The following is a 16,985-nucleotide window of genomic DNA, read 5'->3' on the forward strand; positions in this document are numbered from 1 at the left end:
AACACTGAAAAAAGGGCACCTCCATGCAGGAGGTGCCCTTTCTCAGTATGTCGAGACTTTAAGCGCGGTCGTCTTCCAGGGAGTCATCCCATGGGGCGACCGGGGTGTCCTCATCGTCTGAAGGATCACCTGGGTTCTGCGATTCGACAGCGGCCTTGCCGTTGGGATTGCTGGCACGCTCACGCAGCTCATCAATCCGATTGGCCATGCCGTCCAGAGTGGCGTTGATATACGCGCTGGCGTTGTCCGTTGAGTACTGCGAAGCGATCTCCACAGCCTCCACCACCGCAGTGGTGACAGGAACATCAGGGTTGTAGATCATCTCCCAGCAGGCGACGCGCAGCACTGCACGGTCGACTGAGGGGAGTCGGTCAAGAACCCAGGTATCAGCAATGTGCTCAGAGAGGAGAGCATCAATGGTGTCGAGTTCGATGGCGACACCATTGATGATGGCCTCGGTGTATTCAGCAACCGGGGCCACGACCGGTTCGATCGCCTTGGACAGCGTATGGCGGTCTTCGATGATCGCTACCGGATCCACATCGCGGGATTCCGCTTCGAAGAGGATATCCACGGCACGGCGGCGTGCCTTGTAGCGGGATCCATGGCGTTTGTAGCCTTGTCGACTCTCACTCACGTTGAGTTCTCTTAGTTCCTGTTCAGATGTACGGCGACCAATCCGATGCCGGTGGCTGCCTGTGTGGTGGTGTTACTGGTAATTTCTCGGAGAAATCTTAGTTGTTGACGCGGGAAAGGTAGGAACCGTCGCGGGTATCCACCTTCAACACGTTGCCGGTCTCGATGAACAGCGGAACCTGAATCTCGGCACCGGTCTCAAGGGTGGCGGGCTTGGTGCCACCGGTGGAACGATCGCCCTGCAGGCCCGGGTCGGTGTGCTCAACGCGGAGGTCCACAGACAGTGGCAGCTCACCGAAGAGAGCCTCGCCCTCGTGGAAGGACACCTGGACACGCATGTTCTCCAGCAGGAAGCGTCCGGCATCGCCGAAGGCATCCTGGGAGAGCTCGAACTGCTCGAAGTTCTCATCATCCATGACCACGAAGGAGTTGCCATCGTTGTACAGGTAGGTCATGTCACGGCGATCGACGGTTGCGGTTTCAACCTTGACACCGGCATTCCAGGTCTTGTCCACGGTCTTGCCGGAGACAACATCCTTGAGCTTGGTGCGCACGAAAGCCGGGCCCTTGCCTGGCTTGACGTGCTGGAATTCTACGATCTGCTGCAGCTTGCCGTCGACCTTGAGGACGAGGCCGTTCTTGAAATCAGCGGTAGATGCCACGGTTGTGATCTCCCTTGTATATGGCGTAATTGGGTGCCCCACCCCCTTCATTGGGCATGCGAGAGCACTGTGATGATGGGTGAGGACTGATTAGCTCACCCAGATTACACCACCCGGAGGTCCTTACTCACCTTGGTGATGATTTCAGGTGCTCCGGCGGTGATGATCAACGTGTCCTCGATGCGTACACCACCTCTTCCCGGCACATAGATCCCGGGTTCAATGGTGAGCGTGGAGCCCTCTTCAAGCACACCGGTGGCTGTCTTGGATGCGGATGGCGCCTCGTGCACCTCCAGGCCGATTCCATGGCCCGTGGAATGAACGAAGTAGTCGCCGTATCCAGCGTCCTCGATGATCGCGCGGCAGGCGCGGTCGATGTCCACCAGCTGGGCTCCCGCGTAGGCGGCTTCCACGCCAGCGAGTTGGGCACGCAACACAACGTCGTAGATCTCAGTCTCAAACTCGCCGGCATCACCCATGACCAGGGTGCGGGTCATATCGGAGTTGAACCCGCGCGCGTGGGCACCGAAGTCAATGGTCACGAGGTCACCACGCTGGATGATGCGATCCCCCGCGCCATGGTGTGGCTTCGCGGAATTGGGCCCTGACGCGAGGATCGTGTCAAAGCTGGGGCGCTCCGCACCGAGCAACCGCATGCGGTATTCGAGATCAGCTGCCACCTGGCGTTCACTACGACCCTCCGCCAACTCACCCGCGGTGAGCAGATCCTCAAAGGCCTGGGATGCCAGAGCCGCAACCTCGCGAAGACGGTCGAGCTCGAAGGGATCCTTATGCAGACGGATAGCTTCGATGTTGCCGGTGACCGGGATCAGGGTGACATCCTCCGGCGTCACTTCCCGGAGGGCATCCAGTTCAGCGACGGTGGTCCGCCCGGCTTCGAAGGCGACCCGGCGGGAGCCTTCGATCCTGGACAGCAGTGCCGTCGCCGATGCACGCTCGATGATCGCCTCGATATCGGGCACCTCCTCGGCGAGCTGGGTGGTGTACCGACCGTCAGTGCAGATGCGTGCCGAAAGATCCTTGTTCAACAGCAGCGCACCGTTGGAACCCGTGAAGCCACTGAGGTAGCGCACGTGGATGGGACTGGTCACCAGAATGGAATCGATGCGCTGGGCAGCCAACTTAGCCGCCAGTGCTCGCCTACGGGTGGCAAAACGTGTATCAGCCAGGGCCATGTGTGCCGCTCCTTCTCCCCCGTCATCGGGAACATGTCTCTACATTTCACTTAAAGGTTATAGCCAATGTAGTCGGCGAACTTCACCGATGCGGGAAAACACCCGTATGAGGGTGATCTAGCGATTCCGTTCCGCCAGGTAGTCCAGGGCGAGTTCATAACCCTTGACACCCAGACCAGCGATAACACCCACCGCGATGGGAGAGAGATAGCTGTGGCTGCGGAACGGTTCGCGGGCATGGACATTGGAGATGTGGACTTCCACAAAGCCCTGCCCGTCGGCTATCTCCGCCAAGGCATCACGGAGCGCCACCGAGGTGTGGGTGAAACCGCCCGGGTTGATGATCACCGCCCAGCCTTCGTCGGCGGCCCGGTGAACGGCGTCGATGAGCTCGCCTTCGTGGTTGGACTGGAGGAAGCTGACACCGACTCCGAGGGCATCCGCCCGACTTTGAACCAGAGCTTCCACATCCGTCAGCGTGGTGGATCCATAAACCTCAGGCTGGCGTTTACCGAGCCGGTTGAGGTTGGGCCCATTCATCACTAGTACGTGCATGGTGTCTGCCCTTAATGTGAGATGTTGTCGTAGGCACGGATGAGTTCTGCCCGATCCGGCCCCTCCAGACGGGTGACATCACCGACGGCGTTGAGGGCCACGAAGCGGATATTGCCGTCACGGTTCTTCTTGTCGCGGGTCATCCCTTCATACAGCTCATCGAACGCGCCGGCCTCATAGCTGGTCGGCAACCCGATTGCGGTCAGGATGGCACGGTGACGTTCCAGGAGTGCTGCATCAATGAGCCCCAGATTGTGGGAGAGGTTGGCGATGAACATGATGCCCACCGCAACGGCATTGCCGTGGCGCCAGGTGAAATCCTCACGGAGTTCCACCGCGTGGGCGAAGGTGTGCCCGTAGTTCAGGATCTCCCGCAGGTTCGATTCCTTCAGGTCAGCACTGACCACAGCACCCTTCACCCGGACGGACCGTGCGATCAATTCCGGGAGATGGGAACCCTCCACCTCTTTTTGAAGGCACGCCACGGGATCGGTTTCATACAGTTTGAGGATCTCCTCATCCGCGATGAAACCTGTTTTGATGATCTCCGCGGAGCCCGCGATGATCTCATCATCCGGGAGGGTGAGCACCCGGTCCAGATCAATGAACACGGCATCCGGTTCATGGAAGGCACCGACCAGGTTCTTCCCTGCCGCCGTGTTGATACCGGTCTTTCCACCCACTGCGGCATCGACCATACCCAGCACCGTGGTCGGAACCTGGATCACCCGGACGCCACGCATCCATGCCGCGGCGATGAATCCCGCCAGGTCAGTGGCGGCGCCACCTCCGATGCCGATGATGATATCGCGACGACCGAATGCGGCGTCGCCAAGCTTGTCCCAGCACTCACCGGCAACCGCAAGGGTCTTGCCTGCCTCGGCGTCTGGCACCTCAAGGTGGAGCACCGGTAACCCGGCGGCCTGCAGGGCCGCGTCGATCTCAGCGGCCACCCCGGCGAGGGTCGGCTGGTGGAGCAGGGCCACCTGAGCGGCCCCGGAGTTCTTCGCACGCTCAACAATGAGTGGAGTCAGGCCGGAGCCGATGACAACATCATAAGGCGATGCGCCGTTGACACTGACGGTGTCAAAGATGGTGGTGGTCACTTAACAGGTGCCTTTCACGTGAATAAAGGTGCGGTACTAATCGTTTTCGATGTGGTGCAGGACTTCAGCAACCACCTGCTGCGGACTCCGTGAATTGGTGCGCACGCGGAAGGTGGACACCTCCTGGTAGAACGGGCGGCGGGTTTCCAACAGGTTGCGGTAGTGCTCAGCCGGATCATCGGCGGCCAGCACCGGGCGGGTTCGTTCCCCCGCGGTTCTGCGGACCCCCTCAGCCACGGAGACATCGATCCAGACCACATCGTGGTCCTTGAGCAGTTCGCGGGTGGATTCGGTGAGAACCGCCCCGCCACCGAGGCTGACCACGCCGTCATGCAGCAGTGCCCGTGCGACATGCTCAGCTTCCAGCACACGGAAGGCTGGTTCGCCGAGTTCGGTGAATACTTCACCACAGGCCTGACCCGTGGCCTGTTCAATGAGCTCATCGCTGTCCACGAGCTCTGCGTCGAGGGCCCGTGCCAGACGACGTCCGATGGTGGACTTGCCGGCACCGGGAGGGCCGACCAGAACAACAATGGGGCGTGCCTCACTATTCACCGTCGTTAAATTCCAATCGCTTGTTGATCCGCTCCAGGTAGCACTCGATGTTGCACCTGGTCTCCTCCAGGGAGTCACCACCGAACTTAGCCAGCACCGCGCGTGCGAGCACCAGAGCCACCATCGCCTCAGCAACCACACCTGCTGCCGGAACGGCACAGACGTCGGAACGCTGGTGGATGCCTGTTGCGGCAGCACCGGTGTCCATGTCCACGGTCTTGAGTGCGCGTGGCACGGTGGAGATCGGCTTCATGGCGGCACGGACCCGCAGGGGCTGACCGTTGGTCATGCCACCTTCCAGGCCGCCTGCACGGTTGGTGGTCCGGGTAACCCCGTCCTCATCGCGCACCATTTCATCATGAGCTTCAGAACCACGACGGCGCGCCTCTTCAAAACCGTCGCCGACCTCCACACCCTTGATGGCCTGGATACCCATGAGCGCACCGGCGAGCTGGGCGTCAAGGCGGTCCTCACCGGAGATGTGTGAGCCCAGTCCGATGGGCAGGCCCTCAACAATGACCTCAACGATGCCGCCGAGGGTGTCGCCGGCCTTCTTGGCGGACTCGATCTCCGCGATCATGGATGCTTCCGCATCCTTGCCGAAAGCCCTGACCGGGGACTCATCAATGTCCTTGATGTCAGCGAAGGTCGGCTCCGGACCCTCATAAGGCTCGGAACGTCCGATAGAGACAACATGGGAGAGCACCTCCACGCCGAGCGTCTCGCGCAGGAAGGAGCGTGCCACCGTGGCTGCGGCGACGCGGGCTGCGGTTTCCCGGGCTGAGGACCGCTCGAGCACATCACGGGCATCATCAAAGCCGTACTTGAGCATGCCGGCGAAATCGGCATGACCCGGACGTGGGCGGGTGAGTTTGGCACCACGCCCGGAGGACATGGCGGCCACGTTCTCCGGATCATCCATGTCCAGGGCATCGGAGGACATGATCGTGGTCCACTTCGGCCACTCGGAATTGCCGATCATGATGGCGATCGGGCTGCCCAGGGATAGTCCGTGGCGGATGCCGGTGAGGAAGGTCAGCTCATCCTGTTCAAACTTCATCCGGGCACCGCGGCCGTAGCCGAGGCGGCGGCGGGCGAGTTGATAGGAGACCTCGTCCTTGGTCACTGGTACACCGGCGGGCATGTGCTCAATCGTCGCAATCAGTGCCTGGCCGTGGGATTCACCTGCTGTAGTCCATCGAAGCATGCCTAGCATTATCGCATGAAGAGACAAATAAGCCTCAAACAACCCGCCTTATCCCACGAGATGAGATGAATACAACGATTCAGGTCACCATCACCCACCCCACCACCGCACAGGTTGCCAGCCCCATGCCCGGCCCGTGGGGCACCCGCAGCACCGTGGGATTCCCGGTTCCGCGCCACATCACCAGCCCGGCAAGCACCAGGGTGATCAGCGATGCCCCCACCACCGCCGACAGCCACCCCGCGGCACCCCCGAGCGCCGCCACCGTCCCGAGCCCCAACGCAAACTTGATGTCTCCCCCACCGATCCCTCCCATCAGCCCCGCGGTGAACAGGTACAGCAGGAACCAGCCGATCCCACCCACCAGCAACCAGGGATCCACCGCCAGTGCCCACCCACCGATCAGGGCGGCACCCGGCAACGTCAGGTAATCAGGCAGCCGGCGGGCACGCACATCCCACGCCACCAAGGATGCGACCCACACCACGAAGCTCATAGAAAAAACTAAAGGGACCATGTTCTGTTTGACTGTCAGAACATGGTCCCCGGTTCCCACGGATACCCTTTTAGGTGGCGGTTAGAGATCCAGTGATGCCTCAAGCGCCGTGCGCATCGCCTCTCGCGGAGCAGCCTCACCCGTGTACTGCTCAAACTGCCCATAGGACTGGCAGGCCAGCATGACGTGTCCACCCACGGCCGGCAGACCACGCCTGCGCGCTTCGGTCACCAGCGGTGTGGGCCAGGGGTCATAGATCACGTCCAGGATCGGCGCGTGCGCCAACGCTTCCTCCAATCCCGCGATGACCTCAGAGGGGACTGCTGAAACAACCACGGCCGCAGCTGATGTTTCCGCCTCCACATCCCCATCGAGTGGAACATAGGAGAGGGTGGCGTTGAAAGATTCGAAGAGTTCACCCAGTTCCGCGCTCCGGTCGCTGCGGTTGATCACGGTGACATGTGCGACGCCCGCCACAAGCAGCGCCCAGAGAGCCGGCCGGGCGGTGCCGCCACCGCCGACTATAACGGCGCGCTTGTCGACGAGAACCCCGTCCTCCCCCAGTAATTCCGACAGTGCTCCCTTGATACCGTCCACATCGGTGTTATCGGCCCGCCAGCCACCGGGTATACGCACCAGAGTGTTCGCTGAGCCGATCCGACGGGCACGCTCAGTGGCCTCATCGGCGAACTCGAGGGCTGCAAACTTGGCGGGCATGGTGACGGAGAAACCCCGGTAGGACTCATCCGCGCCGCCGACGAGACCGGGAAGTGACTCGGCATCGCACTCGATTCGGCTGAACTCCCAGTGGTTCAGTCCAAGCGCCGCATAACCTGCGCCGTGGAGGATCGGGGAACGGGAATGTTCGATGGGCTTGCCCAGGACCGCTGCACGATGGGTGATCTGTTCGCTCACTGTTACTTCAGTTCCCCTTAACGGTTACTGTCCAGCACGCCACTGTCGAACGCACGCAAGGTGTCGTCCTGGTGCTGTTCAAAAGTGTCATTGAAAACGGTGGTGCCGTCGGTGTCAATGGTGACGAAGTACAGCCAGTTACCTTCAGCCGGGTTCTCCATGGCCTGGAGTGCCTCCATGGAAACAGCGGCGATCGGGGTTTCCGGCAGACCATCCATGGCGTAGGTGTTCCACGGGGTGATCGCCTCGCGGTCCGCGTCAGTGGTGGCCACCTCGACCTCGGAGAGACCGTAGTTGACGGTGGAGTCGAACTGCAGTCGCATCGGCTCCTCCAGGCGGTTGAGGATCACGCGGGCAACCTTGTCGAAGTCACCCGCCGGAGCCTCACGCTCGATGAGGGAGGCCGCTGTGAGCAGCTCATACGGGGTCAAGTCAATGGCTTCGGCACGGGCGACGATTCCTGAATCCTCCAACTTGCCTGCGGAGCGGGTTATCAGATCGGTGAGAATACCCTGGGCATCAGCGGAGGGGTTGACCACATACTGGCCTGGCATGATCAGACCTTCAAGGCGCTTGGGATCATTGCCCCGTGATTCCACGGCAGGGATGGCCCACTCCGGCACGCCCAGCTGTGCCGGGTCCATGGTGGAGGCCACAGACTGCAGTGCCTCGATGGTGATGCAGTTGGTCGAGCCCTCAGTGCAGGTGACCTGGGCGATCTGTGAGTAGATTCCCGGGCGGGTGTTACCACCGACCACGGTCACGTCCATGAGTGTGGCACCACCGTAGATGTCCACCAGCTCCACCTGGTTATCAGGGTTGAGAAGCGCAGAGACAGCAGACGCGGCACTCATCTCTTCCTGGAGTCGGTAGAAACCCGGCTGGATGCTCCCCGCATCAGGGTTGGCCCCCGCGGCGTTCTGGAATGCTCCGTTGGTGGCCACGATCCCGCGCTCCTCCAGCTCAGGCCCCAACTCGGACATGGAGGACCCTTCCGGAATCTCCACCAACTGCACCACGCCGTTACCGGTGCCCTCATAATCAGTCATGGTGGCCTCTCTGTTGGAGGTTGCCACCCCGATGTAGATGACCGCACCGATGATCAGGATCAGGGCGGCGATGACAACCGCGAGGAACCGCTGCCGACGCTTCACATACACGGGTTCCATCCGTCGGTCCCGCATAGAACCGCTCGTAGTCTTGCTCATCGTGGGAGGTTTCCCTTCTCATCGGTGTGTGGTGCTTCAGTAACGTCCGGCTCATCAGCCAGAGCCGAGGAACGTCCGTCGAGCCAGGTCTGCAGGATCTCCACAGCCGCTGCCTGATCAATAACTTTACGTCCATCGCGTTCGCTCACGCCCGAAGCCCTCAGCGCCTGAGTGGCCACGACGGTGGTGAGGCGTTCATCCCCCAGTCGGACAGGGATGGACTGCCCGGTGCCCTTGAGCCGGCGGCGGATTCGGAAGGCGATCTCCTTGGCCTGATTCACGCTGGCTGAACCGTGACCCTGGAGATCCAGTGGCAGTCCAACGATCACCTCCACCGCATCGTATTCGGTGATGATGTCCAGAATCCGGTCCACATCACCCAGGTCTGGCCCCTTCAGGCCGGTGAGTCGGGGAACGGTTTCCACAGGCATGGCTAAACGGGCATCGCGGTCGGATGATGCGACACCGATTCTGACGGTACCGACATCCAGTCCGATGCGGCGTCCCGGCCCCGGATCATCATGCCCGGGTACATCTGGGGTGACCTTCTTCACGGGGGTGGGGGACCTTTCTCCGGTGTGTCACTGAGTCTTATTGTGTCGTCTTATTGTGTCTCACTGCACATCAAATCTAGTGGCAAATACTTTCAGGCGACGCATTGGGGGCTGCGTGTCTCCCCTACCGCCTAATTTTTAAGCATCCGGCAAACCAGAAACCGGGATCCTCTCTGCAGAAGATCCCGGTTGACAGGACATCAGTGGGTGTTAAAGATTTTCGAGCTCAGCGCGGACCGCGTTGAAGGCGGCATCCAGGCCGTCTGCATCAGCGCCGGAGCCCTGTGCCATGTCCGGCTTTCCGCCACCGCGACCATCGATGTAGGAACCGATGAGCTTGATCAGATTGCCGGAATGAATACCCCGGGCGACTGCCTGCTTGGTGGCACCTGCAACAAAAGGCACCTTTGCGCCATCCGCGGAACGGGAGGCCACGATCACCAGGCCCTCGCCGGAACCGAGCTTGTCCCGCAGGGTGGTGGCCAGGGTACGAAGATCTCCAGCATCCACGCCGTCGCGGACACGTGCCAGAACCACGCGGACACCGTTGACCTCCTCGGCGTTGGTGATGTACTCATCGGAGCTGGAGGTCAGCTCCCGGCGACGCAGCACCTCGATCTCCTTCTCCGCGGCCTTCAGCTTGTCCACGAGCGCGGCGATGCGCTCCGGCAGCTCCTCGGACGGGGTTTTCAGGGAGCTGGCGAGACCTTCAGCCAGTGCGCGCTCCTTCGACAGGTAGTTGAAGGAGTTCAGTCCGGAGTAGGCCTCGATGCGGCGCACACCGGAACCGATGGATGATTCACCAAGGAGAGCCACCGGACCGATCTGGGATGAGTGGGCGACATGGGTGCCACCACACAGCTCCATGGAGAACGGTCCGCCGATCTCGACCACGCGGACCAGGTCGCCGTAGTTTTCACCGAAGAGCGCCATCGCACCCATCGAGCGGGCCTCATCCAGGGAGGTTTCAATGGTGTTGACGGCCCAGTCGGTGTCCACGGCCTCATTGGTGATCGCCTGGATCTGGTTGACCTGCTCATTCGTCAGCTGATCGGTGTAGTTGAAGTCAAAGCGCAGGTAACCGGGTTTGTTCATGGAGCCCGCCTGAACGGCGGTCGGGCCCAGAACCTGACGCAGCGCCGCATGGATCAGGTGGGTTGCCGTGTGCGCCTGGCGCGCGGCATGACGCCAGTGCTTATCGACGGCTGCCACAACCTCATCGCCCACAGCCAGCCCACCATTGGCCACCACAGCCTTGTGGACCCACAGCTTCTTGCCGATCTTCTGCACATCCTGGATGTCCAGAACCGTGTCCCCCATGAGGATCTGGCCACGGTCGCCCAGCTGACCACCGGACTCGGCGTAGAGAGGTGACTGATCGAGGATGACCTCGACCTCCTGGCCCTCGGATGCCTCATTGATCTTGCCACCCTGAGAGAGCAGACCCAGGATGCGGGACTGGGACTCCAACTCCTCGAAACCGGTGAAGACGGTCGGGTTGTTGTCCACCCACTCACGGTAGATGGACAGGTCAGCGTGTCCGTGCTTCTTGGCCTGGCTGTCGGCCTTGGCGCGGGAGCGCTGCTCTGCCATGAGGGTTTCAAAGCCCTGGACATCAACCTCGAGGCCGGCCTCGGCTGCCATCTCCAGGGTGAGGTCGATGGGAAAACCGTAGGTGTCGTGCAGGGCAAAAGCCTGATCACCGGCCACGGTGGTGCTGCCGGATGATTTGATGGAGGTGGCGGCCTGCTCGAACAGGTGGGTTCCGGAGACCAGGGTCTTCAGGAAGGCGCGCTCCTCGGTGATGGCCACCCGGAGGATGCGCTCGCGGTTGTCGGCGATCTCCGGGTATGACGGGGTCATGGTGTCCATGATGGTCGTCATGAACTGCTCCATGGTCTCACCGGTGGCTCCAAGCAGACGGGCGGAACGGATGATACGGCGGAGCAGACGACGCAGAATGTATCCACGGCCCTCATTGCCCGGGGTGACACCATCAAGGATGAGCATCATGCCGGTGCGCGAGTGATCGGCGATCACACGGAAACGGACATCGTCGGTGTTGTCCTTACCGTAAGCGGAACCGGTGAGGGTTTCAGCCACATCAATCACAGGACGCAGCAGGTCGGTTTCGTAGACGTTCTCCACACCCTGGAGCAGACAGGCGACACGCTCAACACCCATGCCGGTATCAATGTTCTTCTTCGGCAGGTCACCGATGATCTCGAAATCACCGTTGCCCAGGCTGGCACCACGTTCCTTGCCCATGAACACCAGGTTCCAGATCTCCAGGTAGCGGCTGTCATCGGCGGCGGGGCCACCCTCATTGCCGTACTTGGGGCCACGGTCATAATAGATCTCCGAGCAGGGACCGCAAGGGCCTGGAACACCCATTGACCAGTAGTTGTCCTCCATACCCAGACGCTGGATGCGCTCAGCAGGCACGCCGATCTTCTTTTCCCAGATCTCAGCGGCCTCGTCATCGTCGAGGTACACGGTCACCCACAGACGCTCCGGGTCCAGACCGTAACCGCCCTCTTCAACCGGGTTGGTCAGAAGAGCCCAGGCATGGGAGATGGCACCCTCTTTGAAGTACTGACCGAAGGAGAAGTTACCAGCCATCTGGAAGAAGGTGTTGTGGCGGGTGGTGATACCCACTTCTTCAATATCCAGGGTGCGCACGCACTTCTGGATGGAGGTGGCGGTGCCGTTCTCGAAGGGAGGGTTCTGCTGGCCGAGGAAGTAGGGCTTGAACGGAACCATGCCTGCATTGACGAAGAGCAGGTTCGGGTCATCCAGAATCAGCGACGCGCTGGGAACCGCCGTATGACCGGCGTTAACGAAGTGATTGGTGAAGCGTTCCCTGATCTCATGGGTCTGCACAGCGGTATCCTGCCTTAGAACTTTTCGATTGGTTTTATCCAGACCAACAAATGTTGGGCCCGGATGTAGATTATGCCAACATTACCCGCCCCCTGTGGCACCTCGGCAACCCAGGGCCATCAGATTCCGCGGATGATCCGGCGCAGTCGTCCCAGATACTCGGATATTCTTTTCTCCCCGCCGTGGTCGGTGGGCTGATAGTAGACACGGTCACGGATATTCTCGGGCAGGTAATCCTGACGGACCACTCCCCGGGGATCATCATGGGGATAGGCATAACCCACAGCGTTACCCAGCTTTTTGGCACCCTCATAATGACCGTCCCTCAAGTGTGCCGGGACGGTTCCGATGTGGCCCTGTTTCACATCTGACAGCGCCGCATCCATCGCGTTGATCACCGCATTGGACTTCGGAGCCGTAGCCAGATGGATGGTGGCCTGGGCGAGATTGATGCGAGCCTCGGGCATTCCGATGAGTTGGACCGCCTGGGCTGCCGCCACCGCCACCTGCATGGCCATGGGATCAGCCATGCCGATGTCCTCGCTGGCATGCACCACCAATCTGCGGGCGATGAATCGGGGATCCTCACCGGCCTCCATCATGCGGGCCAGATAATGCAGCGCGGCATCCACATCGGAGCCACGGATGGATTTGATGAAGGCACTGACGATGTCATAATGCTGGTCACCATCGCGGTCATAACGGACCACCGCCCGGTTGACGTTGGCCCGGACAATATCGAGGGTGAGCTCTCCCCCGTCATCCACGGCCTCCGCTGCCGCCTCGATATAGGTCAGGCCGCGGCGGGCATCGCCGCCGGCGAGCAGAACCAACTGATCGAGTGCCTCCGCGCTCGCCGTGATACGACCGGCGAGGCCGCGGTCGTCGATAAGCGCTCTATCCAGCACGCTACGGATATCAGCTTCGGTGAGCGGTTCCAACTGCAGCAGGAGAGAACGGGAGAGCAGGGGTGCGACCACCGAGAAAGACGGGTTCTCCGTGGTCGCGGCGACGAGCAGCACGGTGCGGTTCTCCACCGCGGCGAGCAGTGCATCCTGTTGGGTTTTAGAGAACCGGTGAACCTCGTCGATGAACAGCACGGTGCGTTCGCCGTGGAGCAGATCGGTGCGCGCACGGGTGATCACCTCGCGGACCTCTTTCACACCAGAGGACAGAGCGGATAACGCCACAAATCTGTCACCTGTCGCAGCTGAAATGAGCGACGCGATGGTGGTTTTTCCTGTCCCGGGCGGGCCATAGAGGATCACAGAAGCCTCACCCGACCCCTCGATCAACCGGCGTAGAGGTCTGCCGGGGCCGAGTAGGTGCTGCTGCCCCACCACCTCATCGAGGGTCCGTGGTCGCATGCGCGCCGCCAGTGGGGCGTGCGCACCCGGGTGGAAGTACTGGTTCGCCGCCTGGGAGGCGCGTGCTCCTGGGTTTCCTGGAGTGTCAAAGAGGGAATCCTGGGCCATGAAGCTCAAGAGTAGTCGGTTACCGCTCCGCACCAATCAGTGACTGCACAACATCACCGGCGAAGCGGGCAACCTCGGGGAAACGGTTGTCCGCACCGCGGGCCGCGAATCGCTGGAGAGCGGTGAAGGTCTCGTTGATGTCCTGGCGGACCAGTTCATCCTCCTCATGGGTGCGGGGGATCGAGAATTCCTCCAACCCGACCGCTCCGGCATTCAAGTAGGTGGCCACACCGGCGATCGACCCCAACTGCATCAGAGCGACACTGGAGAGCGCCCACCCGATGAGGGCGGTGACGATACGGGCGTGGAGGCGGTCCTCATTGTTCACATTCGGCCAGATACCACGGACTTCCTGCACCCAGGCATCAATGAGCTCATCGGCTTCATCATCACTCAGTGGATGGCTGAATACGAACTGCGGGAAACCGGCGATGACGCAGGCCACATCAAAGGTGGCATCGCGGAAGCCAGCGACTTCATAATCAAGGAAGTGGGTGCGCTCGGCCACGATGATGTTATCGGGAGAGAGATCAAACGGGGTGAAGGCACGGTGATGCCCGGAGATCAGTCGACGCTGGGCGTCACGGGCGAAATCATGGACCACCTGCGGGATGGGAATCCCGGTGTCCTCCAGGATCTGCAGACCGACCTCGACCGCGGTGGGCAGCAGGCTGTCGCGCTGCTTCTGCATATCAGTGGTGGCCGGATACCGGGCAAGCATCCGGGACATCAGGATGTCAAAGTCTGCCTCGCGGTCGGCGGTGGCGGCATGCAGGCTGCCGAGTGACTGTCCCAGATTGCGGAGGATCTGCATGCGCTGATCACCGGTGCGCTGGTGGAGGAGGTCAGCGAAGGTGTCACCGTTGCCGGAATCAGACAGCACCATGATGCGCTTGTCGATGTCATAGGCGAGGATGACCGGACCGGGTCGAACCTCTTCAGTCAAGGAGGTGGTGAACTGGTAGGAGACGATCTCCCGCAGCAGCGCGGAATCATCGAAGAGGTCCCCGGTGGCCGGAATGTACTTCAGCACCACCGACCGCTGCTGGAGAAACGGGGAGTTGGCCACCCGGGCACGCAACACCATCGCGGTTCCGGAACCACCGAGCCGTTCCACCTCGCTGAGCTTCTGGGTCCCACCGTAGCGCTTGGCAAGCAGGTCCTCCGCGATCTCAACGATGTCCTCGTGACTCAGCATTCGCTTCAACTCCTCATAGTTCCCGTCGAACCGCTGGTGCGTCTGAGCACCTGCACTCATGACCCACCATGTGGATCACGGCCGACTATTGTTCCCCGGCATGATGCCCGAGGTGGATCCCACCGATTCCGTGGGTGCACAGAAAGCCACCCCACCTGGACACCACCAGGCCTTTTACAATGTTACCGAGCGCCCATGAACCTCCGGGGTGATCTGGATAATTTTACCCCCGGTAGCGGGCGACCGCACCAAAATAGGGCCCAATTCATAAATCGGACCCTATTCATGGCGTGCTCTCACACTGTTACTTTGATGCCTCTGCAGCCTCGGAAGCAGCGGCCTGCGGAGCCTTCGGCTTCGCGTCGATGCCTGATTCCTTACGCTGCTGCGGGGTGATCGCCGCAGGTGCGTCAGTCAGCGGATCAACTCCGCCACCCGACTTGGGGAAGGCGATGACGTCGCGGATGGAATCAAAGCCACCCAGCAGGGAAACGATACGATCCCAGCCGAAGGCGATGCCGCCGTGTGGAGGCGCACCGAAAGCAAAGGCATCGAGCAGGAAGCCGAACTTATCGCGCGCTTCCTCCTCACTGATGCCCATGACCTTGAACACACGCTCCTGGATGTCACGCTGGTGGATACGGATGGATCCACCACCGATCTCATTGCCGTTGCAGACGATGTCATAGGCGTAGGCCAGGGCCTCGCCCGGGTTCTCGTCGAAGGAGTCAAGGAACTCAGGCTTCGGGGAGGTGAAGGCATGGTGGACGGCGGTCCACTTGGAGTTGCCCAGGGCAACGTCACCGGAGGCGGTGGCATCTGCTGCGGATTCAAACATCGGGGCATCAACAACCCAGACGAAGGACCAGTCGCCATCCTTGATCAGATCAAGCTTCTTGGCGATCTCATCACGGGCGGCACCGAGAAGTCCGCGGGAGGACTTGGTGTCGCCGGCTGCGAAGAAGATGCAGTCACCGGGCTCGGCACCAACATGAGCCGCGATATCCGCGCGCTCTGCATCGGTGATGTTCTTGGCCACCGGGCCGCCGAGCTCGCCGTCTTCACCGACGAGGATGTAGGCGAGCCCCTTGGCGCCACGCTGCTTGGCCCATTCCTGCCAGGCATCGAGCTGACGGCGTGGCTGTGATGCCCCGCCCTTCATCACGACTGCGCCGACATACTCATTCTTGAACACACGGAAGGAGGTGTCCTTGAAGAACTCGGTGCATTCGGTGATCTGGATATCGAATCGCAGGTCAGGCTTGTCGGAGCCGTAGAGGCGCATGGAGTCGGCATAGGTGATGCGTGGGATCGGGCTGGAGATCTCATAACCGATGAGCTTCCAGACCTCCGCCAGGATCTCCTCCGCCAGGGTGATGACATCTTCCTGGTCAACGAAGGACATCTCCACGTCCAACTGGGTGAACTCCGGCTGGCGGTCAGCACGGAAGTCCTCATCGCGGTAGCAACGCGCGATCTGGTAGTAACGCTCCATGCCGGCAACCTGCAGCAGCTGCTTGAACAGCTGAGGGGACTGTGGCAGAGCGTAGAAGGTGCCCGGCTTCAGACGCGCCGGAACCAGGAAGTCACGTGCACCCTCAGGGGTGGAGCGGGTCAGGGTCGGGGTCTCGATCTCGGTGAAATCGTGGCCGTCCAGAACCGTGCGGGCAGCCTTGTTGGCGGCGGAACGCAGGCGCAGGGCGTTTGCCTGCACCGGGCGACGCAGGTCCAGGTATCGGTACTTCAGGCGGGTTTCCTCGCCGACCTCGCCAGCCGAGGAGGCATCCTCAATCTGGAACGGCAGCGGCGCCGACTCATTGAGAACCGTGAACTCGGTGACGCTGATCTCGATGTCGCCGGAGGCCAGGTTGGGGTTCTCGGAACCTTCAGGACGTGCCTCAACGGTACCGGTGACCTGGAGGACAAACTCGCTGCGCAGTGCGTGTGCACGCTCGGCGACGTCCTCATTGCGGAAAACGACCTGGGCGATACCGGAGCGGTCGCGGAGATCAATGAAGATCACGCCACCGTGGTCACGGCGACGGGCAACCCAGCCGGTCAGGGTTACTGACTGGCCGGCGTTTTCTTTACGAAGCTCGCCAGAGAGATGAGTGCGCAGCACGTGTAGGGAGTCCTTCCATTCGGGTGATGTCATGCGATTGTCAGTCGATGGTTCTTGGGCATGTACCTGCACCTCTGGCGGGGCGGATCTTTTCGATTCCCCACCGGAGAAAGCGCATATAAAAGCCTCAAGGACATTAACACTGGCATTGTACCCGCCCGCGCGGGTGCCACGAACCATCAACCCTCCCAGGCCGAGGGGACCATTTAGGCATGTG

Annotated in this window: 15 protein-coding genes; all 15 read right to left on the bottom strand. The window is 61.2% G+C overall.

Annotated features, from left to right (window positions below; all coding sequences use genetic code 11):
* Positions 1 to 58: 58 nt before the first annotated feature.
* Entirely contained in the window at positions 59 to 637 is a 579-nt protein-coding gene (gene nusB / locus CFAEC_RS07640; RefSeq protein WP_290275633.1) for a transcription antitermination factor NusB, read from the bottom strand.
* Positions 638 to 734: 97 nt separating this feature from the next.
* On the bottom strand, positions 735 to 1,298 hold the full coding sequence (gene efp, locus CFAEC_RS07645) for an elongation factor P (protein ID WP_290275634.1): 564 nt from the start codon (positions 1,296 to 1,298) through the stop codon (positions 735 to 737).
* 104 nt (positions 1,299 to 1,402) lie between these two features.
* Positions 1,403 to 2,494 (bottom strand): aminopeptidase P family protein, encoded by a 1,092-nt coding sequence (locus tag CFAEC_RS07650; protein WP_290275636.1) that lies wholly within the window; start codon positions 2,492 to 2,494, stop codon positions 1,403 to 1,405.
* 117 nt (positions 2,495 to 2,611) lie between these two features.
* Positions 2,612 to 3,049, bottom strand: coding sequence for a type II 3-dehydroquinate dehydratase (gene aroQ / locus CFAEC_RS07655; protein WP_290275638.1), 438 nt, complete (start codon positions 3,047 to 3,049; stop codon positions 2,612 to 2,614).
* 11 nt (positions 3,050 to 3,060) lie between these two features.
* Positions 3,061 to 4,155 (bottom strand): 3-dehydroquinate synthase, encoded by a 1,095-nt coding sequence (gene aroB / locus CFAEC_RS07660; protein WP_290275641.1) that lies wholly within the window; start codon positions 4,153 to 4,155, stop codon positions 3,061 to 3,063.
* Between the two features lie 36 nt (positions 4,156 to 4,191).
* Positions 4,192 to 4,710, bottom strand: a complete 519-nt coding sequence (locus CFAEC_RS07665; protein ID WP_290275643.1) for a shikimate kinase — start codon at positions 4,708 to 4,710, stop codon at positions 4,192 to 4,194.
* Positions 4,703 to 5,917, bottom strand: a complete 1,215-nt coding sequence (aroC, locus tag CFAEC_RS07670) for a chorismate synthase (RefSeq protein ID WP_290275645.1) — start codon at positions 5,915 to 5,917, stop codon at positions 4,703 to 4,705. The genes CFAEC_RS07665 and aroC overlap by 8 nt, the downstream gene beginning before the upstream one ends.
* Before the next feature lie 79 nt (positions 5,918 to 5,996).
* The gene (locus CFAEC_RS07675) at positions 5,997 to 6,413 is read right to left on the bottom strand and encodes a prepilin peptidase (protein ID WP_290275647.1); all 417 of its coding nucleotides are present in this window, start codon (positions 6,411 to 6,413) and stop codon (positions 5,997 to 5,999) included.
* A gap of 81 nt (positions 6,414 to 6,494) precedes the next feature.
* On the bottom strand, positions 6,495 to 7,328 hold the full coding sequence (locus CFAEC_RS07680; RefSeq protein WP_290275650.1) for a shikimate dehydrogenase: 834 nt from the start codon (positions 7,326 to 7,328) through the stop codon (positions 6,495 to 6,497).
* A 17-nt stretch (positions 7,329 to 7,345) separates the two neighbouring features.
* A complete protein-coding gene (gene mltG, locus CFAEC_RS07685) occupies positions 7,346 to 8,536 on the bottom strand; it encodes an endolytic transglycosylase MltG (protein ID WP_290275652.1) in 1,191 nt (396 codons plus the stop codon).
* Complete coding sequence (gene ruvX / locus CFAEC_RS07690; protein ID WP_290275654.1) at positions 8,533 to 9,090, bottom strand: Holliday junction resolvase RuvX; 558 nt, start codon at positions 9,088 to 9,090, stop codon at positions 8,533 to 8,535. Before ruvX ends, mltG begins: the two co-directional genes overlap by 4 nt.
* Before the next feature lie 210 nt (positions 9,091 to 9,300).
* Positions 9,301 to 11,973: an alanine--tRNA ligase gene (alaS, locus tag CFAEC_RS07695; protein WP_290275656.1), complete on the bottom strand. Its 2,673-nt coding sequence runs from the start codon at positions 11,971 to 11,973 to the stop codon at positions 9,301 to 9,303.
* A 119-nt stretch (positions 11,974 to 12,092) separates the two neighbouring features.
* Positions 12,093 to 13,448: a replication-associated recombination protein A gene (locus CFAEC_RS07700; RefSeq protein ID WP_290275658.1), complete on the bottom strand. Its 1,356-nt coding sequence runs from the start codon at positions 13,446 to 13,448 to the stop codon at positions 12,093 to 12,095.
* Positions 13,449 to 13,467: 19 nt separating this feature from the next.
* Positions 13,468 to 14,646: a phosphotransferase family protein gene (locus tag CFAEC_RS07705; RefSeq protein ID WP_290275660.1), complete on the bottom strand. Its 1,179-nt coding sequence runs from the start codon at positions 14,644 to 14,646 to the stop codon at positions 13,468 to 13,470.
* A gap of 304 nt (positions 14,647 to 14,950) precedes the next feature.
* Positions 14,951 to 16,768 carry an aspartate--tRNA ligase gene (gene aspS, locus CFAEC_RS07710; protein ID WP_290275662.1) on the bottom strand — a complete coding sequence of 606 codons (1,818 nt, stop codon included), beginning with the start codon at positions 16,766 to 16,768 and terminating at the stop codon, positions 14,951 to 14,953.
* Between the last annotated feature and the right edge of the window lie 217 nt (positions 16,769 to 16,985).

The sequence above is a fragment of the Corynebacterium faecale genome (genome assembly GCF_030408735.1).
GTDB classification, from domain to species: domain Bacteria; phylum Actinomycetota; class Actinomycetes; order Mycobacteriales; family Mycobacteriaceae; genus Corynebacterium; species Corynebacterium faecale.